The sequence below is a fragment of the Cobetia sp. AM6 genome (assembly GCF_009617955.1).
Classification (GTDB): Bacteria; Pseudomonadota; Gammaproteobacteria; order Pseudomonadales; family Halomonadaceae; genus Cobetia; species Cobetia amphilecti.
Map to the genome: position 1 here is coordinate 1,922,443 of NZ_AP021868.1, position 18,291 is coordinate 1,940,733.

General features: G+C 64.3%; 14 protein-coding genes. 8 read left to right on the forward strand and 6 right to left on the reverse strand.

Translation table 11 applies throughout. The annotated features are described in order from the left end of the window. Positions 1 to 234: 234 nt before the first annotated feature. On the forward strand, positions 235 to 918 hold the full coding sequence (locus CLAM6_RS08205; protein WP_153635709.1) for a TetR family transcriptional regulator C-terminal domain-containing protein: 684 nt from the start codon (positions 235 to 237) through the stop codon (positions 916 to 918). A 210-nt stretch (positions 919 to 1,128) separates the two neighbouring features. On the opposite strand, the gene CLAM6_RS08210 is transcribed toward CLAM6_RS08205, so the two are convergent. After that, positions 1,129 to 1,734: a hypothetical protein gene (locus CLAM6_RS08210; protein ID WP_153635710.1), complete on the reverse strand. Its 606-nt coding sequence runs from the start codon at positions 1,732 to 1,734 to the stop codon at positions 1,129 to 1,131. Beyond that, positions 1,731 to 2,162, reverse strand: a complete 432-nt coding sequence (locus tag CLAM6_RS08215; RefSeq protein ID WP_153635711.1) for a hypothetical protein — start codon at positions 2,160 to 2,162, stop codon at positions 1,731 to 1,733. Before CLAM6_RS08215 ends, CLAM6_RS08210 begins: the two co-directional genes overlap by 4 nt. Before the next feature lie 373 nt (positions 2,163 to 2,535). On the opposite strand from CLAM6_RS08215, the gene CLAM6_RS08220 reads away from it, so the two are divergent. From CLAM6_RS08220 to CLAM6_RS08245, 6 genes are all read left to right on the forward strand, one after another. Next, entirely contained in the window at positions 2,536 to 3,525 is a 990-nt protein-coding gene (locus tag CLAM6_RS08220; RefSeq protein ID WP_153635712.1) for a MurR/RpiR family transcriptional regulator, read from the forward strand. Positions 3,526 to 4,156: 631 nt separating this feature from the next. Then, positions 4,157 to 5,011: a transporter substrate-binding domain-containing protein gene (locus tag CLAM6_RS08225; RefSeq protein WP_153635713.1), complete on the forward strand. Its 855-nt coding sequence runs from the start codon at positions 4,157 to 4,159 to the stop codon at positions 5,009 to 5,011. Positions 5,012 to 5,057: 46 nt separating this feature from the next. Continuing rightward, a complete protein-coding gene (locus tag CLAM6_RS08230; protein ID WP_153635714.1) occupies positions 5,058 to 5,783 on the forward strand; it encodes an amino acid ABC transporter permease in 726 nt (241 codons plus the stop codon). After that, a complete protein-coding gene (locus tag CLAM6_RS08235) occupies positions 5,780 to 6,433 on the forward strand; it encodes an amino acid ABC transporter permease (RefSeq protein ID WP_153635715.1) in 654 nt (217 codons plus the stop codon). Before CLAM6_RS08230 ends, CLAM6_RS08235 begins: the two co-directional genes overlap by 4 nt. After that, on the forward strand, positions 6,417 to 7,271 hold the full coding sequence (locus CLAM6_RS08240; RefSeq protein WP_153635716.1) for an amino acid ABC transporter ATP-binding protein: 855 nt from the start codon (positions 6,417 to 6,419) through the stop codon (positions 7,269 to 7,271). The genes CLAM6_RS08235 and CLAM6_RS08240 overlap by 17 nt, the downstream gene beginning before the upstream one ends. A 60-nt stretch (positions 7,272 to 7,331) precedes the next feature. Next, on the forward strand, positions 7,332 to 8,651 hold the full coding sequence (locus CLAM6_RS08245) for an amidase family protein (RefSeq protein WP_172978660.1): 1,320 nt from the start codon (positions 7,332 to 7,334) through the stop codon (positions 8,649 to 8,651). Between the two features lie 157 nt (positions 8,652 to 8,808). Here CLAM6_RS08245 and puuE read toward each other — a convergent pair whose 3' ends face one another. The 3 genes from puuE to CLAM6_RS08265 form a co-directional block, all read right to left on the reverse strand. Next, complete coding sequence (gene puuE, locus CLAM6_RS08250) at positions 8,809 to 9,762, reverse strand: allantoinase PuuE (protein WP_153635718.1); 954 nt, start codon at positions 9,760 to 9,762, stop codon at positions 8,809 to 8,811. A 162-nt stretch (positions 9,763 to 9,924) separates the two neighbouring features. Further along, the gene (locus CLAM6_RS17940) at positions 9,925 to 12,774 is read right to left on the reverse strand and encodes an ATP-dependent DNA helicase (RefSeq protein WP_242007787.1); all 2,850 of its coding nucleotides are present in this window, start codon (positions 12,772 to 12,774) and stop codon (positions 9,925 to 9,927) included. Beyond that, positions 12,771 to 14,657 (reverse strand): VRR-NUC domain-containing protein, encoded by a 1,887-nt coding sequence (locus CLAM6_RS08265; protein WP_172978661.1) that lies wholly within the window; start codon positions 14,655 to 14,657, stop codon positions 12,771 to 12,773. The genes CLAM6_RS17940 and CLAM6_RS08265 overlap by 4 nt, the downstream gene beginning before the upstream one ends. Positions 14,658 to 14,948: 291 nt before the next feature. Between CLAM6_RS08265 and CLAM6_RS08270 the strand changes: the two genes are divergently transcribed. Next, on the forward strand, positions 14,949 to 15,671 hold the full coding sequence (locus CLAM6_RS08270; RefSeq protein ID WP_054556084.1) for a DUF3581 family protein: 723 nt from the start codon (positions 14,949 to 14,951) through the stop codon (positions 15,669 to 15,671). A 209-nt stretch (positions 15,672 to 15,880) separates the two neighbouring features. Here CLAM6_RS08270 and selD read toward each other — a convergent pair whose 3' ends face one another. Further along, on the reverse strand, positions 15,881 to 18,244 hold the full coding sequence (gene selD / locus CLAM6_RS08275) for a selenide, water dikinase SelD (RefSeq protein ID WP_197738735.1): 2,364 nt from the start codon (positions 18,242 to 18,244) through the stop codon (positions 15,881 to 15,883). Positions 18,245 to 18,291 lie beyond the last annotated feature (47 nt).

An 18,291-nucleotide genomic window follows, 5' to 3' on the forward strand; every position in this document is an offset into this window, starting at 1 on the left:
AACAGGTCGTATTGTGATTCCTGCAAGAATCTGACCAAATGGTCAGTGCATGTTGTGGTATTTTGTTCGCCGGTGTCTCAACGGGCTGTTTTCACTGCTGTTCCAACGCCACGTGATAGTCGCTTGACCAGAGCCTCCTGCTTGCGCACATCGTCGCTGACTGGCGAGTGAGACAGACAGGGGACTGTCGCCAAGAGACTCGAATGCTTTTTTCTGACCTGATGAGTGATGCCGATGCCCGCGGATTCTCCTTCTTCCCTTTACGCTGAAGTCCGTCGTACCCGTAGCGCGGAATTGAGCGTGCCGCCTGCCAGCTCTCCGCGTGAGCAAGCCGAGAGCCGTATTCTCGAGGCCGCCGAATGCGTATTCGCCTGTCACGGTTATCGCGGCAGCACCTTGAAGCAGATTGCGGAAGTGGCCGAGTTGCCCAAGGCCAATCTGCTCTATTATTTCGGCTCCAAGGAGAAGCTCTACGTTCACCTGCTGGAGCAGACCCTGACGCGCTGGAATGCTTCGCTCGAGGATATCTCGCCCGATGACGAGCCACGTGAGGTGCTGGAGGCGCTGGTGCGCGTCAAGCTCAAGCTGGCACGCCAGGCACCGCAGGCCTCGCGTCTGTTCGCGGCGGAGGTGATCAGTGGGGCGCCTTTCCTGCGCGATTATCTCAGTGGCGACCTGCGCGACTGGGTGCAGGCGCGCTGCGATGTCATGAAGGCCTGGATGGCCGCGGGCAAACTGCGCGAGGCGGAGCCGATGTGGGTGATCTACCTCATCTGGTCCACCACTCAGCATTACGCGGATTTCGCCGCCCAGATCGATCAGCTGGGGGGAGCGCCGCAGAGCGATGAAGACTGGGAGCAGCTGGCGGATTTCGTGGCCAGCACGCTATGTGATGGTCTGTGCCCGCGACAGCCATGAGCGGCATGAGCGGCATGAGCGCTTGAGCCGGCGGATTCGGCGCTCTGTCGGTCGCCTGTTTCAGCTGTCTGTTGTCAGTACCTCGCCGCACAGCAAAAAGCCCGCCCCGGTATCCGGGGCGGGCTTTTTTGGTTCTTGAGTCTAGAGTCGTTCTTGCGTCGCTCGCTCTTGCGTCATTCTGGAAATGTGAAGGATAAGGCCATCAGGCGATCAGCTTGCCATCTCCAAGGGCATGCCAGCATCGCGATCCAGCACTGCTTCTTCCTCTTGCTTGGTCCCCGACAACTCGGCTTTCTCCAATTGAGAGATGTCACAGTGTTGATGCATCTGCCAGCCATCGCGGGCATCGTCGGCAAGATAGATCAGCGCGGCATCGGCGCTTGCCCACAGCCGCGCGAGGTCACGTTGGTGGCGGGTGCGGTTGGCCAGCGGCAGCGCATCGGCGGTGACTACCACCACCGGCGCCTTGCGCAGCCAGCGCGGCGCATGACTCGGCCAGCTGTGATGCACGGCGTCCAGCCAGGGCGCCTGGGGATGGCCGGGCGATGACTGCCAGCGCCAGCCACGCCCGACCTCGGTGATCCCGCGCGCCGTCCAGATCAGGCTGCGCCGCGGCAGCTGCGCCTCCAGGCTTTTCAGCAACGCATCGTCGCTATCCGTCAGCGGCTGGATGGCTCCTGACATCATGCTCAGGTACTCGCCAGCGTGCTGGCCGGCGGTCAGTTCCAGCTTGATGCGAGGCGCCGGGGCGAGGGCGATGCTGTTCTCCAGCGGTATGTGCATGCCGCATTCCATGCCGATGGTATAGACGCTCATGCCAGCATTCCTCGACGCGTCATGCTCTGACGCAGCAGGGTGTGGTGGCGGTGCATCGCCTCCCAGTCAGCGTGAGCCTTGTGGTTGATGTCAGGATTGAAGACGGCTTTCTGCTGCGCGATGGGCGATGCTGTCGGAGTCGGTGTCTCGGCTGAGGCCTGGGCCGCCACGGCCGAGGCGGCAATGTCGGCCTGGCTGCGCGTGTCATGGGCCGGTGAAGGCGTCGTGGGGGCCGTCGTTGTCTTCAGGCTCAGCGGCGGTGCCTCGTAGCCCATCGCCATCACGCCCAGCAATTGAGCGGACTGGGCATTGGCGACATCCTGTGTGGCGCTGCTAGAGCGGGGCAAGAGGGTGAATGTCTGTGTCGTGACCTTGGCTGTCATGGCTCGGCAGGTATCGAGGAGGGCAGTCATCGTTGAGGTGGCCATGAGAATGCTCCTTGCGCATCGCGAGCGCTTTATCGGGAATATTGCAGTCCGGCAAGGGTCGTTGGCGTTACTGCGCGGCGTATGACCTGTCGGCTGGCTAGTCTTGATCAAGCGGCTTGCGTGCCGATTTGTTGTGATGAACAGTAAAAACAGGCGCTTGTGTCTGTCGCGCGGTGCGGATGGTTGGCGTCGTGCAGCGCTTGAGGGCGTCAGAGGCGTTCAGGATGAAGAAAAAGCGCTCATCTCGAGGGTTACGCCTTTCGTCTATGCACTGTCAGTCAGCACCTGGCCCAGGCTTTGCACTGTCTTGATGCAATCGTTGATGCAATCGTTGCTCTGCGCTCACGCAGAATCTTTTCAGGAGTGTGTCTTCATGCCACGAGCGCCCATAGATCACAGCGCGCCCCCCGAGGATGACGTGTCCGGTAAATCCCGGGCAGTGCACCCGGATGGGGAAGCGCCTGCCCCCGATGCCGATGCCAGCGTCAATCTTGCTACCAGTCTCGCTCGCCATGCCGCAAGCCAAGGCACCAGGAGCCTGAGCCTGCATCAGCGTCTGACCCGTTCGCTTGAGGAGCTCACACCGAATGAGCAGCGCATCGCGCGCTTTCTGCTCGCGCATCAGGATGAACTGGCGCTATACAACGCCGCGGAACTGTCACGCCTGACCGACGTCTCCAAGGCGACGGTCAGCCGCCTGTTCCGCCGTCTTGGCTATCAGGACTTCCGTGAGGCGCGGGACCAGGCGCGTAGTCTGCGTCATTCGGGTGTGCCGGTGGCGGCAGCGCCGACGGCAGACCATCACCAGCGCCACTATGAGCAGGAGTGTCGCAACCTGCGTCAGGCACTGGCGGCGCTGGACATGCTCGATATGGAGGCCTTGAGCGGCGCTCTGGCCAAGGCCGAGCGGCTGCAGATCATCGGCTTTCGCAATGCTTATCCACTCGCGCTGCACCTGCGCCAGCAGTTGCTGCAGTTGCGCGAGCAGGTGGCGGTGTTGCCGCAACCCGGCCAATCACTCGGCGAGGAGATCGCACGCCTGGGCGTCGATGACGCCGTGGTGGTATTCGCCATGCGCCGGCGACCGCATGGGCTGGCACGATTGCTTGAATGGCTGGGGCAGGCGTCATGTACGGTGCTGCTGGTCTGCGATGACAGCCTGAGCACCATCCCCGCCGGTATCGAGCATGTCCTGCGCTGCCCGTTGGACAGCGTCAGCGCCTTCGACAGCTACGCCGCAGCCATGAGCCAGATCAATCTGCTGGCCACGCGCCTGCTGCATGACGACCTCGTCGGCGGGCGCAGTCAGATACGCCGCGTGACGGATACCTTCGATGCGCTGGAGGAACTGGGCGACGGCTGATCGTCCAGCTTGAAGTGCTCCTGCCTTTCCTTCCTCTCTATCTATCTCCCTGTGGGCCGCCAGTCTTGCTTCTGATCTGTGCGGCGGCCCGATTCGACCCGGCGCGCTCTGCGCACCCGCAGGGCGCATATGCCTCCCTGACTGCACCATCTGCTGCCATGTCGCTGATGTCGGCGCCCTGATCTCGCCGCCAGGCGAGGGCGTCATCCGCGATTTCGCCTCCCGCAGGCGTGTGTCTCTTCTTATCGTAGCTACTCATTTCTTCTCGCTGTTTTGCTTTCAGGCCTGTTCTCGATCCTGTGCTGAGGCGCGTGCTCAAGTGCGTTCGCAAGCCCATGCACAGGCGTGTGAGCTGCTGGTGACTCTGCGCTGCCTGCAACTCGATCACCTTGTTGAGCACCTGGCGGAAGTGCTTTGGCACACCTGTTGCAAAGATTGATAAGGGAATCACTCGTTTCATTGGTCAGGTTCTGAAGACGAATGCGACAAGGAGTCAATGGACCTGACTCGGCGAGACACTCGGCAAGACGATCAACAACAACCAACAACAATCCACTGCCGCAAGGCACCAGGTGAATGACGAGTAGTCCTCGCATCAGCGCCTGGCATTGACGGATACCGGAGTCGACCGATGAGCAAGCGTCACGAGAGCAAGGCCCAGCAGCGCGCCACACGGACAGGCAACAAGCAGCGTCTTGGCAACTGGGTCCGCAAGGGAATATTGCTGGCCCTGTGGGGCACGTTGGCGTCCACCGCCCTGAGTGCACACGCGGATGCACTGAGTGACATCACCGATAGCGGGGTGCTGAAAGTGGCGGTGCCACAGGACTTCCCGCCCTTCGGCTCGGTCGGCCCGGACCTCAAGCCGCGTGGCTACGATATCGACATGGCGCGCTATCTGGCAGACGAGATGGACGTGAAGCTTGAGCTGGTGCCGGTCACCTCGGCCAATCGCATCCCTTACCTGCAGACCCGCAAGGTCGATCTGGTGATCTCGAGCCTGGGCAAGAATCCCGAGCGTGAGAAGGCGATCGATTTCTCCGATGCCTATGCGCCGTTCTTCCTCGGCGTGTTCGGCGAGAAGGGCAGTGAGGTGGACTCCGCGCAAGGACTGAGCGAGAAGACCATCGGCGTGACACGTGGCTCGGTGGAAGACATGGAACTCAGCAAGGTGACACCGGAATCGACCACCGTGAAGCGCTTCGAAGACAACAACACGACCTTGTCGGCATTTCTGTCAGGCCAGGTCGAGATGATCGCCACCGGCAATCTCGTCACCGCCGCCATCGCCGAACGCAATCCTGCCCGCGTGCCGGTCAGCGTGCTGCCGCTCAAGAATTCTCCCTGCTATGTGGGCATGCGGCATGACACGCCGGCGCTCAAGGCGCGCGTGAATGAGCTGATCGCCCAGGGAATCGAGGATGGCACGCTCAATACGCTCTCCGAGATCTGGTTCAAGGCGCCACTGCCGTCACTGGATGCCTGACTCGAGACGTCACACGTCTGATCCCTTTGCCCGTGAGGCTTGATCGATGAATTATCTCCCGGATTTCCCGCGCCTGTTGCCGTATTTGCCCGACCTGATGGCCGGGCTGATGACGACGGTCTGGCTGACGGCGCTGACCACCACGCTGGGGATACTCGGCGCGGTGATGTGTGTCTGGCAGCGCCATCGTGCGCCGACCAGCATCTTCAGCCGGCTGCTGGGCATGCTGGTGGAGCTGCTGCGCAACACGCCTTTCATCGTCCAGCTGTTCTTCATCTTCTTCGGTCTGCCGGCGCTGGGACTGTCACTCAGTGCCGAGATGGCCGCTGTGATCGCGATGACACTCAACCTGGCGGCCTACAGCAGTGAAATCCTGCGTGCCGGGGTCGATGCCACCGGTCGCGGCCAGTGGGAAGCCGGGCGGGCACTGGGGCTTACCCGCTGGCAGAGCTATCGCCATGTGGTGCTGATGCCGGCGCTGGAACGCATGTATCCGGCGCTGACCAGCCAGTGCGTGATCGTGATGCTGGGCTCCGCCGTGGTCTCCCAGATCAGCGTGGCGGATCTGACCTTCGCGGCCAACTTCATCCAGTCACGTACCTTCCTGAGCTTCGAGAGCTACGTGGTGACGGCAGGCATGTACCTGCTGTTGGCCATCGCGATGCGCGCCTTGCTCAACCGCATCGGGCGTCGCCTGTTCGGCTTTCGCCACCTGACGCCCGCCCCGCGCAGCTGTCTGTCTTCCCATGTCCTGAAAGAGGCCCACTCATGATCGACTTCACGCTGTGGGACATTCTGCGCAACCTGTTGCTGGCGGCGCGCTGGACACTGGCGCTATCCCTGATCGCCTTCATCGGCGGCAGTCTGGTCGGGCTGGCGCTGACCTTTCTGCGCCTGACCCGCTGGCCGGGGGCGGCGCTCTTCTGTCGTCTCTATACCGAGCTGTTCCAGGGCACGCCGCTGTTGATGCAGCTGTTCCTGGCCTTCTTCGGCGTGGCGGTCTTCGGGCTGGATGTCTCGGCCTGGACGGCGGCGGCCGTGGCGCTGACGCTGTTCAGCAGTGCCTTCCTGCATGACATCTGGCGGGGCTGTGTCGAGGCGGTGCCCAAGGGGCAGTGGGAAGGGGCGCGGGTGCTGGGGCTCGGCTACCTGAAGACCATGCGTCACATCATCCTGCCGCAGGCGCTGCGCATGGCCATCGAGCCGACCGTCGGCTTCTCGGTGCAGATCATCAAGGGCACCGCGCTTGCCTCGGTGATCGGCTTCGTCGAGCTGACCAAGGCCGGCACCATGCTCAACAACGCCACCCTGGAACCCTTCACCGTCTTCGCGCTGGTCGCGTTGCTGTATTTCGCCATGTGCTATCCGCTGTCGCGGCTGGCTCGCCACCTGGAGGCACGTCTCAATGTCACTGCTCGCTGAAGTCTCTGCGCTGGATAGCGCCTCATCCGACGCTGCTGTCTCCGAGAAGGCCGCCGTCACCGAGAGCGCTCCCGTCTCCGACAGCGCCCTTGATACCGAGAGCGCCAAGGCACCGCTGGTCAGCCTGTCGGCGCTGACCAAGTCCTTCGGTGACGTGGCGGTCCTCAAGGGGATCGATCTCGAGGTGCGTCCGGGTGAGGTGGTGTCGATCATCGGGCGCAGCGGTTCCGGCAAGAGCACCTTGCTGCGCTGTATCAATCAGCTTGAACAGCATGACGGCGGCGCCATTCATGTCGCCGGCAAGCTGCTGGACGGTAGCGAGATGGACGCCGCCGCCCTGGCGCAGGATGTCGGCATGGTGTTCCAGAGCTTCAATCTGTTTCCCCACAAGCGCGTCGGCGAGAACGTGATGCTGGCACCGATGCTGGTCAAGGGTGTCGCCCGCGATATCGCCGAGCGCGAGGCCCGCGAGATGCTGGCCAAGGTCGGGCTGGGGGAGAAATTCGATGCCTGGCCGAGTCAGCTCTCCGGTGGTCAGCAGCAGCGGGTGGCGATCGCGCGCGCCCTGGCGATGCACCCCAAGGTGCTGCTGTGCGATGAGATCACCTCGGCTCTGGACCCGGAACTGGTTGGCGATGTGCTCAAGGTGCTGGAACAGCTCAAACGTGAGGGCATGACGCTGATTCTGGTCACCCATGAGATGAATTTCGCCCGTGATGTGGGCGATCGCGTGATCTTCATGCACCAGGGGCGTGTGCATGAGTCGGGCGACCCCGCGACACTGTTCGCCAATCCGGCCACGGAAGAGCTGCGCCAGTTCCTCGGCGCGGTGCTATGAGTGCAGCGTCTTGAGCGTGCAGCGGTGGACCACATCATGAGTCGAAAGGAGTCGCTCCCAGTGGACAAGCGTATCTATGTAGCGCCGGCACGTTTCTCGGGGCCGCGGGGTCAGGGGTGGCAGGAAGAAGGCCCGCTGAATGGCCAGCGACTGGTGGTCAAGGACCTGTTCGCGATCAAGGGCGAGCGCATCGGCCAGGGCAACCCTGACCTGCTGGCCAGCGCCCCCATCGAGCGGCAGACGGCGCCTGCTGTCCTCGCGCTTCAGCAGGCGGGGGCCGATTATCGTGCCCGTACCACCACCGATGAGCTGGCCTACAGCCTCAATGGCACCAATGCGCATTTCGGCACGCCGCAGAACCCTCGCGCGCCGCTGAGGTTGCCGGGCGGCTCGAGCGTGGGCTCTGCGGTGGCGGTGGCGCGCGGTGAGGCGGAGGTCGGACTGGGCACCGATACCGGCGGCTCCATCCGCGTGCCGTCCAGTTACTGCGGGCTTTATGGGCTGCGCCCGACCCATGGTCGTATCAGCATGACCGGGCTCAAGCCGCTGGCGCCGCGCTTCGACACCGTCGGCTGGATGACGCGGGATCTGGGGACGCTGACGCAGGTCAGTGAGGTGCTGATGCCGGCGGCGACAGCCACTCGACTGCCGGCGCGCATCATCCTGCTGGTGCCGGAAGGGCTCGCCGCTGGGCCTTATCAGCGCCTGCTCGGGCCGCTGTCTCGGCGCCTTGAGTCACTCGGCTTTCAGTGCGAGCGGCGCATGCTGAGTCAGACCTTCATGGCGCGCGCCAGTGAAGCCTTCCGGATTCTGCAGGGCTGCGAGATTCGGCGTACTCACCAGGCGTGGTTGAGTACGCCGGAGCAGGGGCCCGAATCGCGCTGGCCGCGCCTCAACCCGGATATCGCGGCGCGTCTCAAATGGTGCATGACGCTCAGCGATAGCGACGAGCAGGCAGCAGAAGCCAAGGCGGATACCGTTCGCCGCTGGTTTCGCCAGCAGCTGGCAGCCAGTCAGCCGGCCAGCCAGGCAGCCAGTCATCAGGAAGGCAGCGAGGCACCAGCGGAGGCTGGCAGTCGCGCGCTTCACGCCCAGGCCGAAGCTACCAGCGAGGCGGTCTTCATGTTGCCCACCACGCCGGGCGCCTCACCGCTGCTGGGTGCAAGCCTTGAGGTAATGGAGGCCTATCGTCATCGCCTGATGGGACTCACCGCACTGGCGGGCTTGAACGGTGCGCCGCAGCTGAGTCTGCCGTGGCTTGCCGACTCGGCGGCACGTCTGCCACAGGAAGCCGCGCCCCCGCCCTGGGGCGTGTCATTGCTGGGCCTGCCGGGACGTGATGAGAGTCTGCTGGCACTGGCCAGCATGTTGGAAAACTGACCTGCATGTTGGAAGACTGATCTGCATGTTGGAAAACTGACCAGCGCTGCCTTGCATGTGCGATTGCAGACATTGTCTGGAGTTGAACAGAAACGCCGCATCCCGAAAGGGCTGCGGCGTTTCTGATGCTGGCACTTGGGATTGAGGTGATGGTTCGTCAGCTGGCGGGGGTATAGGGATGCTCGCGTTGCCAGTGCTCGGCGATATCGATGCGTCGCGTGATCCATACATTGTCGTGGGACTGGATGTAATCGAGGAAGCGTTTCAGCGCCGCGAAGCGTCCCGGGCGGCCGGCGATCCGACAGTGCAGCCCGACGGAGAGCATCTTGGGCGCCGTGTCGCCCTCGGCATAGAGCACATCAAAGGCATCGCGCAGGTACTGGAAGAAATCCTCGCCGCTATTGAAGCCCTGGACGCTGGCGAAGCGCATGTCATTGGTGTCCAGGGTATAGGGCACGACGAGATGCGGCACCTGTTCACCATTGGCGGTAGTCACCTCCATCCACAGCGGCAGGTCATCGCCGTAGTAATCGCTGTCGTAGGTGAAACCGCCGTGTTCCACCACCAGTCGGCGGGTATTGGGGCTGTCGCGCCCGGTGTACCAGCCCTGTGGCGCATGACCGACCAGCTCGCGATAGCTTTCCACCGCGCGTTCCAGGTGGGCGCGCTCATGGGCCTCATCCATGTGCTGATAATGAATCCAGCGCCAGCCATGACTGGCGATCTCGTGACCATCCTCCAGGAAACGCGCCACCAGATCCGGATGGCGCGCCAGCGCCATGCCGACGCCGAAGACGGTCAGCGGCAACTCGCGGCGCTTGAATTCATCCAGAATCCGCCACACGCCACTGCGCGAGCCATATTCGTAGATCGACTCCATGCTCATGTGCCGCGCGGGGTAGGCCTCGGCACCGATGATCTCGGAGAGAAACTTCTCGCTCTCGCTATCGCCGTGCAGCAGGCAGTTCTCGCCGCCTTCCTCGTAGTTGAGCACGAACTGGACCGCGATCTTCGCGCCACCCGGCCAGTTGGCATGCGGTGGCGTGTCGGCATAACCGATCAGGTCACGCGGATACTCATCGCCCCACAGGGCATTGTCGGTGTCTGGCATCGTGCGGCTTCCTTGCGGGTGGATAACGAAGACAAGAGCGTAATGAAGAGCGAAGACAAGAGCGAAATGAAGTGCGAAATGAAGACCCAATCACATCTCCATTGATGTGCAGGCTTTGTGCCATCACGGCGCATCGTGGCGGCGTCACGCTTGCAGCCCGCATCAATTCGTCGGTGACCACCAGCGTGGCAGCAACCGTGCGACTTCCGGGCGCATGAAGCGGTCATCGATCAAGTGGATCACGCCCTGATCCTGCTCGCTGCGAATCACTCGGCCGGCAGCCTGCACCACTCTGGTGAGCCCCGGGTACAGATAGGTGCAGTCATCGGCATTCAAGGGCTGGATGACCGGGTACGGTGCGCGCGTATCGTCGTGTGGGTCGCCTTCAGCCTGTTCCGGCTGGCTACGCCGCTGTGCGTCGTTGTCGAGCCACGTGGCAAGACGCTGCTTGAGTGCTTCATTCTCGGGACTGAAACCGGCCAGTCCGAGGGTGGCGATGAAGGCCCCGATCAGACGCGAGCCGGGCAGATCGATCCCTTCGCCGAAGGCGCCACCCAGCACCGCGAAGCCGATGCCTTGTCCCTCGGGCGTGAAGCGCTGAATGAAGCCGGTGCGCTCCGCTTCCGTCATGGCGCGGGTCTGGCGCCATTGGGGAATCTCCGGCGCCAGCTGTTGCAGGGTGCTGGCGACCTGTTCCAGATAGGCGAAGCTCGAGAAGAACGCCAGATAGTTGCCCGGGCGTTGCCGGTATTGGCGCGCCATCAACTCGGCGATCGGCCGGCAGGAGGCGTCGCGATCCCGCAGGCGTGTCGAGAGCCGATGACGACTGACCTGCACCTGGGCCGCGCTGAACGGGGAATCGACACTCAGCCAGACGGCATCGTCCGCCAGACCCAGCAGGCGATGGTGATAGGCCGGTGGATTGAGTGTGGCCGAGAACAACAGGATGGCGTGACTGGCGCGCAGGCGGGGTGCCAGCCACGGCGCCGGACTGACGCAGCGCAGTCGCGGCTGGATCTGGCGCACGCTGCGCCCGCGGGCCTTGTGTGGCCGGGCTGACGCGTCAGCTTCTGTTCCTGCATCCGATGCTGCGCCGGAACTCGAGCTTGAATCGCTGGCAAGCGACGCCTGCCGCGCAGGGGGCGTGGCGGAGAGTTCGACCTCGAACAGCGAGTGATCGCCAAAGCCTTCGGCGAGTCGCGCCAGGGTCAGTGCCGCAAAGTAGGCCTCCATCATCTCGACATCGGGTTCCACGCGGCGCCTGGCCGTGGAAGAGGCCGAGCCGGAGACTGTCGTTGCAGTGCCTGTATCGGTAGCACTCGGAGCAGCAGAGGGGGCATCGCTTGCGATCAGGCCCAGCTGTTCGGGGGCTTGTGTGGCTGTCGCTGGCTGTTGCCTGGCCGCAGCAGGGTTTGCGGCCTTGTCAGGCTCCGCCAACCAGTCGCCCATCGCGCCGGTCCATTGGCTCAAGGCCTTGAGGAAGTCGCCGGGTAGCGCCTCCAGTGCAAGGCGCTGCGCCTTGTGGCCTTCGTCCTTGCTATCGACCTTGCTTGCCTGTGTCTCGCCGTCAGCACCCTGCTTGAGCTGCTCCAGCGCTCGCCATTGCCGAGCCAGTGCGCGTGAAGCCGAGCGCAGCGGGGCCGGATGGCCCTTGCGGCTCAACTGCTTGAGCAGGAAGTGGAACTGGCGGGCGTCGAGCTCGGTGCTGTACATGCCGCGGGCGCGCTCGATGAGGTTGTGGCTCTCATCGACCAGCACCACCGTGCGCCAATCATTGGCCTGGCTCAGGGCGAACAGCAGCGCATGACTGTCGAAGTAGTGGTTATGGTCGCCGATGATGACATCCGCCCAGCGCGAGAGCTCCTGGGCGAGAAAGTAGGGGCAGATGTCGTGGGCCAGGGCGTGGCGGCGTGTCGTCGCCAGATTCAGGAGGCGTTGGTCGGCGAGCGCGGCGTCGCGTGCCGCGGGCAGGCGATCATAGAACCCGCGCGCCAGCGGGCAGGACTCGCCATGACAGGCGAGGGACGGGTGCTCGCAGGTCTTGCTGCGCGCGCCCAGTTCCAGAATGCGCAGCGGTGTCGCCGGTGTCTTTTTCTGCCCCTCGCTGTCGTCAGCGGCTGGTGCCAAGGTGGCCAGCGCGTCGAGTGCCAGCGCGCGGCCCGGGGTGCGGGCGGTGAGGTAGAAGAGTCTGTCCGTGCCGCTTGCGGGCATCGCGCGCAGTGCCGGATACAGCGTGGCCAGGGTCTTGCCGGTACCGGTCGGCGCCTCGGCGAGCAGCTCGCGGCCGGTCATCACCGCCTTGTAGGCATGCTCGGCCAGTTGGCGTTGACCGGGGCGCCAGCTCGGCCACGGAAAGGCCAGGCGGCTCAGCGCGCTGTCGCGGGCACTGCGATGGGCCAGCTCATTGGCGGCGAACTCGCTGAAGCGTGCCGCCAGACGTGCCAGCTCCGCCTCCAGCGCCTCACGGCTCCACCAGGCTTCCAGACGCTGCTCATCAGGCTGTGCCTTGCGGCTTTTGGGGTCAGCCTGGTCAGTCTGCTCGTTCTGCTCGTTCTGCTCATCATGCTCGCTCTTGGTGCCCCTGGGCGCATCCGCCGCGATGTCCAGATAGACCAGCGCGAGCGTGATACCTTCGAGGTCCCGGCTGCGACACATCAGTGCGCCGTAGACGCGTGCCTGGGCCCAATGCAGGGCGCGATGGTGCGCGGGCTGGCGGGAGAGGTCGCCGCGATGGGTCTTGATCTCCTCGAGGCAGTTGCGCTTGGGATCATAGCCATCGGCGCGCCCACGGATGGTCAAATTGCCGATGTCACCGCTGAGCGAGATCTCGCTTTCATAGTCCTTGCCGCGTCGGCGCACGATACGCTGATGACCACGGATGCCCTGCTGGGCGGTAGGCGATGGCGTGAAGCGCAGGTCCAGATCGCCCTCGCGCGCGGCAAAGGCACACAGTTCGCGTACTGCGATCCGGTAGCGTGCGGGCTCAGCGTGGGTCTCGTCCGCCTTGATCATGATGCAGGAGGTGCCTTGTGCCGGGAGCATTCGTCCGCTGAGGCCTCGGTCGCGCTCAGCCATTCGACTCGACATTCCAGCGCCGGAATCGCATGGCGTGCGAACAGGGCCAGCCATTGACGCTGGTTGTCCTGCAGACGGTCGGTGGGCGCCTTGACCTCGATCAGCCGATAACGGTCGCTGCTGTGCTCGGGGAAGAACTGGATCAGGTCCGGCAGGCCAGCGCGATGTTCACGAGGGTTGGCCAGCAGGTGGCGGAAACAGGCTTCCAGATGCGCGGGCGGAATGCAGTCCAGTGCGTGGTTCAGCAGTTCCTCGCTCAATAGCTCCCAGTGCACGAAGGGTGCCTGAATGCCCTGTTTCTGCTGATGGCGTTCACGGATCACCGTCCGGTAGCTTTCGTCCTTCAGGCGCGCGAAGCAGGCCTCGAAAGCGGCCTGGCGACGGCTGACGAAATCAGGGCGATAGAGGTCCGCCGGGCCGGTGTGGAAGGCGTGGAAGAAGGCCCCCGGCAAGGGGGCGAACAGCACCTCCCAGCACAGCAGGGTGAAGAGCGCGGGAATCAGGCCATTCTCGACATAGAAGACCGGTGCCTCGGGCGTGGCCAACGCATGGGCGGCCGCGCGCTCGACCCCGTGGATACCGTCAGCCGCCGAGGTGGCAAGGTCGGGCACCGTGAGGGCGATCTGTGGCGTGGTCGGCGCCCTGGCGCGTCTGGGCGCGGGCAATCCGAGGCCACGGCACAGACGCGGCAGGGCGCGTTCGAGTGCCAGCTGCTCGTCCAGCGTGATCTCGGCGCGCGCCAACCGCTCGCTGGCCAGCGCGTGAGCTGCGCTGATATCGCCCGACAGCTCCAGTGCTCTCACCCGGCGCGGCATGGCACGCGGGGCATATGCGGAATCCTCGAGACAGGCGTACTGGCGGGCAGCCGCCTGATGCCAGCCCTGACGCTCGGCGTCGCGGGCCAGCGAGAAGCGCAGCCGGTCACGCCGCTGCGCCAGCCAGGCATTGGCACGATCATCAATAGCACGCCCGCCAGTGGCATGAGCGTCAGTGAGCTGATGAGTCGCGGACGGCTCACTGTGGAGCTCGTTTGCCGCTGCAGACGCCGTCGCATCCAGCGCCGCGACAATGCGCTGCCAGTGCCGCTCAAGTTCAGCGTTCGCCGTGCGGTCCAGCCGCTCGCTGGCTTGCTGCCAGTCCTCACGCAGTTGCTCCAGCGCCAGATAGCGATCCACCTCCCAGCGATGGGTGAAGGCGCGAGAGGCCGGCGACAGGGCGACCGTCTCGCAACGCAGCAGGCCCAGCTCGCTGAGTACGAAGTCCGACAGATTCTGGCGCAGGTTGCCGAAGAACATCAGGCTCAGGCGTCGCGACAGCTCACCCAGCCCGACACTCAAGGTGTCGGCTGCGGGGTCGTTCAACCAGGCTGGCAGTGGCCGTGGCGTGACGTCACCCAGCAGCTCGCTGATGGCATCATGCATGCGGCGCTTGGGCGTGCTTCTGGGCAGCTCGGCAAAGGCTGCCCGGAGGCGCGGCAAGGTCACCAGCGCCAGCATCTCGTCCAGACTCAGGTCGGCATTGTGGCGGCACAGGCCGTCAGGCGTGGCACTGTCGGCGAGCGGTGTGATCAATGGCTGGCATGCGGCCTCGATCGCACCGATCTCGGGATATTGCAGCTGCGAGCGTTCGAAATGATCGCCCTTGCGCATCAGCAGTCGCACCAGCAAGGCCCGCGAGGCATCCGGCAGGCGAGTGATGGCGTCCACCGTGGCACGCTCCGCCTCTGTCAGCAGATCGGCGTGACACTGGCAGACCCAGTCGATCAGGGTGTCGAAGTTGGCCAGGTAGTAGCGCGGATTGTCGAGGGGAGCGGCTTGCATGGCGACCTGTCGAAGTGGCGGGCAGTGCGGCAGTTTGCCCGAAAGCATGGGGTTATATACAGTATATGGCCATCTGTCGCGCTGCAATCTCTTGCAAAGCCTGTCACGAGTCACCACCTGACTGTCATCCAGTGGTAAAATCGTTTCATCTGCATGTCTTGAAAGCTTCATGACACGACAGGTGGGCAGGCGTGACAGCGCGTCGACCGCGATTCCTCCCCTCGGAGGCATTTCCGCGATGGTTCAGGACGGACCATCGATCATCATTCAAGCAGGGCAGGAAGGCAGTCCATGTTTCTTGATCAGTTTCACCGGGTCGAAGATGGCCGCGTGCGGATCACCGCCGAGCAGGCAAGTCGTTTCGCCAAGCAGATGGCGGGGGATTACAACCCCATTCATGACCCGGACGCGCGACGCTTCTGTGTGCCCGGCGACCTGCTGTTCTCCCTGTTGCTGGCGAAATTCGGTCTGTCGCAGTGCATGACCATCCGTTTCTGCGGCATGGTCGGCAACGATGTGCCCTTGATCTTCGAAGCGCTGGACGCCCCCGACGAGAATGGCGTGTCCCTGCTGGTGCGCGATGAAGCCGGCAAGGTCTACCTGACGGTCGAGCGCAGCGGCGATACCACCCATGACGAGGAAGTGGTCGCCAATTTCACTCGCCAGTATATCGCCTTCTCCGGGCGCAACTTCCCGCACTTCCTGCAGCCGTTGATGCTGGAGAAGGGCGTGATGTTCAACCCGGCCCGCCCGCTGGTGATCTACGACAGCATGGGCTTCTGTTTCGAGCGCCTGGATATCGCCGACCTGCACCTCGACTTCGTGGGGTCCTCGCTCGAGGTCAACGGCAAGCGCGGCGATACCCTGCTCGAGTTCAGCATCCATGATGGCGAGCAGTGCATCGGCAGTGGTTCCAAGAAGCTGGTCGTCAGTGGGCTGCGGGATTACTGCGCCGAGACCATGGATGCGTTCGTGGAGTCCTTCGAGGCGCTCAAGCGCGAAGCCGAAGCCTGAGGTAGCCGGTCAGTCTGAGGCTTGTTGCCAGACGCCCCGCGCATGAGTCGCCAGTCATGAAGATGCCCGCCAGAGAATTCTCTGGCGGGCATCTTGGCATCTGAATGTCACAACGCTTAATGTCACAACGCTTGTGAAGCATCGCTGGGTGTCGCCGGTTGTCATTGACCGCCAACTGGCTGGCTCACCGTGTGACCCTCTAACCGTGCTCAGTGCTTGATGCTGATCGGCGCCAGTGCATCGCCCTGGGGGGTGATGCGCCCGATGATGGCGCTGGCGTGATAGCCGGCGGCCTTGAGCGCGGCCAGACAGGCCTCGGCTTCCCCGGGCGGCACACTGGCCAGCAGGCCACCGGCCGTCTGCGGATCGAACAGCAGCGGATAGCGCGGATGATCGATGACGCCGGCTTGGTCCTTCAGGGCACGCTTGAGGCGCAGATTGGCCGGTTGCAGCGAGCTGACCACGCCGCGGGCGACACAGTCCTCGGCGCCGTCGAGCACCGGCAGGGCATCGATCTCGAGCTCGGCATCCACGCCGCTGGCGCGGGTCATCTCGACCAGATGGCCGAGCAGACCGAAGCCGGTGACATCGGTGGAGGCGCTCGCCTGATGCGTGCTCAGAATATCCGCCGCGCGCTGACTGGATTGCTGCATGCTGTCCAGCGCGGCGTCGATCCAGCGGCCGCGGGCTTCCAGGCGTGCGTGCGCTGCCAACAGCGTGCCGGTGCCGATGGCCTTGGTAAGCAACAGCACATCACCCGGCTGCATGCCGCCCTTGCAGGTGACGCCGGCCAGGCTCTCCTCCACCAGACCATTGAGCGCGAAGCCCAGTGCCAGCTCCTGACCTTCGCCGGTATGGCCGCCGACCAGACTGCAGCCCGCCTCGTTGAGCACCTCGGTCGCGCCTTGCATCAGCTCGCGTACCAGCGGCTCGACCTTGCGCTCGACCCCCTGTGGCACCGTGGCCACCGCCGTCGCCGTATGCGGCGTCGCGCCCATGGCGTAGAGATCGCCCAGCGCGTGATTGGCGGCGATGCGCCCGAACAGATAGGGGTCATCGATGAAGGCGCGGAAGAAGTCGACGCTGTGCACCAGCGCCTGTCCTTCGGGCACGCGCACGATGGCGGCATCATCCGGGGCATGCAGCCCGACCAGCACGTCCGGGTTCTCGCGCGGGGCCAGACTCTGCAGCGCTCGCGACAGCACGCTGGCGCCGACCTTGGCCCCGCAGCCGCCGCAGCGCATCGCCAGTGCGGACAGGGCCTGGTGTGCCTCCTGCTCATCCAGCTCGGCTGTCAGGTGCGGATGCAGCTTGCCAACGCGTCCCCTGAGTGCCTGCCAGGCAGCGCTGATGCGCTGGTGCAACCCGGAAAGGTCGCCGGCATTCGCGGCGTCCTGCATGCTGGGCAGTTCATTGAAGCGAGCCATGAACTGGCGGTCGATATGGTCCTTCCAGCGCCACAGCCACGGGCGCAGACGCGGCGCGACCAGCCCCAGCTTGCCGCGTGAGGCGATGGCATCGCGATCCCCGGTGCTGATCAGCGCCAGCCAGCGCGACTGCGGCACATGGTCCTTGAGTGGCTCGCCGCGCACGGCCCGTCGCAGATTGTCGGCCAGCGGCCGGGCCTGGCGCACGGCAAACACGCCGGCCTTCTCGCGGGGATGGTTGAGCTGATGTGCGATATCGCCCGCGGCGAAGATGGCGTCATCCTCAAGTGTCTGCAGGCTATCGCGAACCTTGAGGAAGCCATCCTCGTCCAGGCTCAGTCCGGTCTTCTCCAGCCAGCGCGCACCACCGGCCCGTGTCACCCAGATGGCCTCATCGGCCTGATGGCAGGCACCGCTGGCACTGATCAGCTGGCGCTGGGCGGTCGAGGATGCGCGTTCGACGGCCGTGATCTCCTCACCGAAATGCACCTGGATACCGCGCTCGTGCAGGGTAGTGGCAAGCGCCTCACTGACCGTGTGCGCATGGGTGGGCAACAGACGCTGACCGCGGGTGATCAGCGTCAGGTTCGGCGCGAGCGCATCGGGCAACTCGGTGGCAAGGCGCTGCTGGATGGCCAGCAGCAGTTCGACACCGCCGGCACCGCCGCCGACCAGCACGATATCGAGCGGACGCTCGGCGCTCCTGGCGCGCTCGAGCAGACTCAGCCAGCGCTGCTGGAAGGTGCTGATCGGCTTGACCGCCACCACGGGGGCGTCTGCGGCTTCAGGGTCACCGATACCATCGATGTGGGACAGGCGAGGCGTGGAGCCGATATTGATCGACAGCAGGTCGTAGTCCACCGCCGGGCGCTCGGCGCAGATCACGCGGCGCTCGCGGCGGTCGATGTCGATCACCTGATCGCGATAGAAGCGGGCGCCGGCGAACTGACACAGCCGGCGCAGGTCGATATGCACATCGTCGAACGTATAATGACCGGCGACGTAGCCCGGCAACATGCCGGAATAGGGCGTGTCGGTGTCGCGACAGATGACGGTCAGGCGGACACCGGGCTCTGGCTGCATGGCAAAGCGCATCAGCACGCCGACGTGGCTGTGCCCACCGCCGATCAGGACGATATCACGCACGATAGGCGCTTTGACTGGCATGGAAGCGGACGGCATCGTGAATCTCG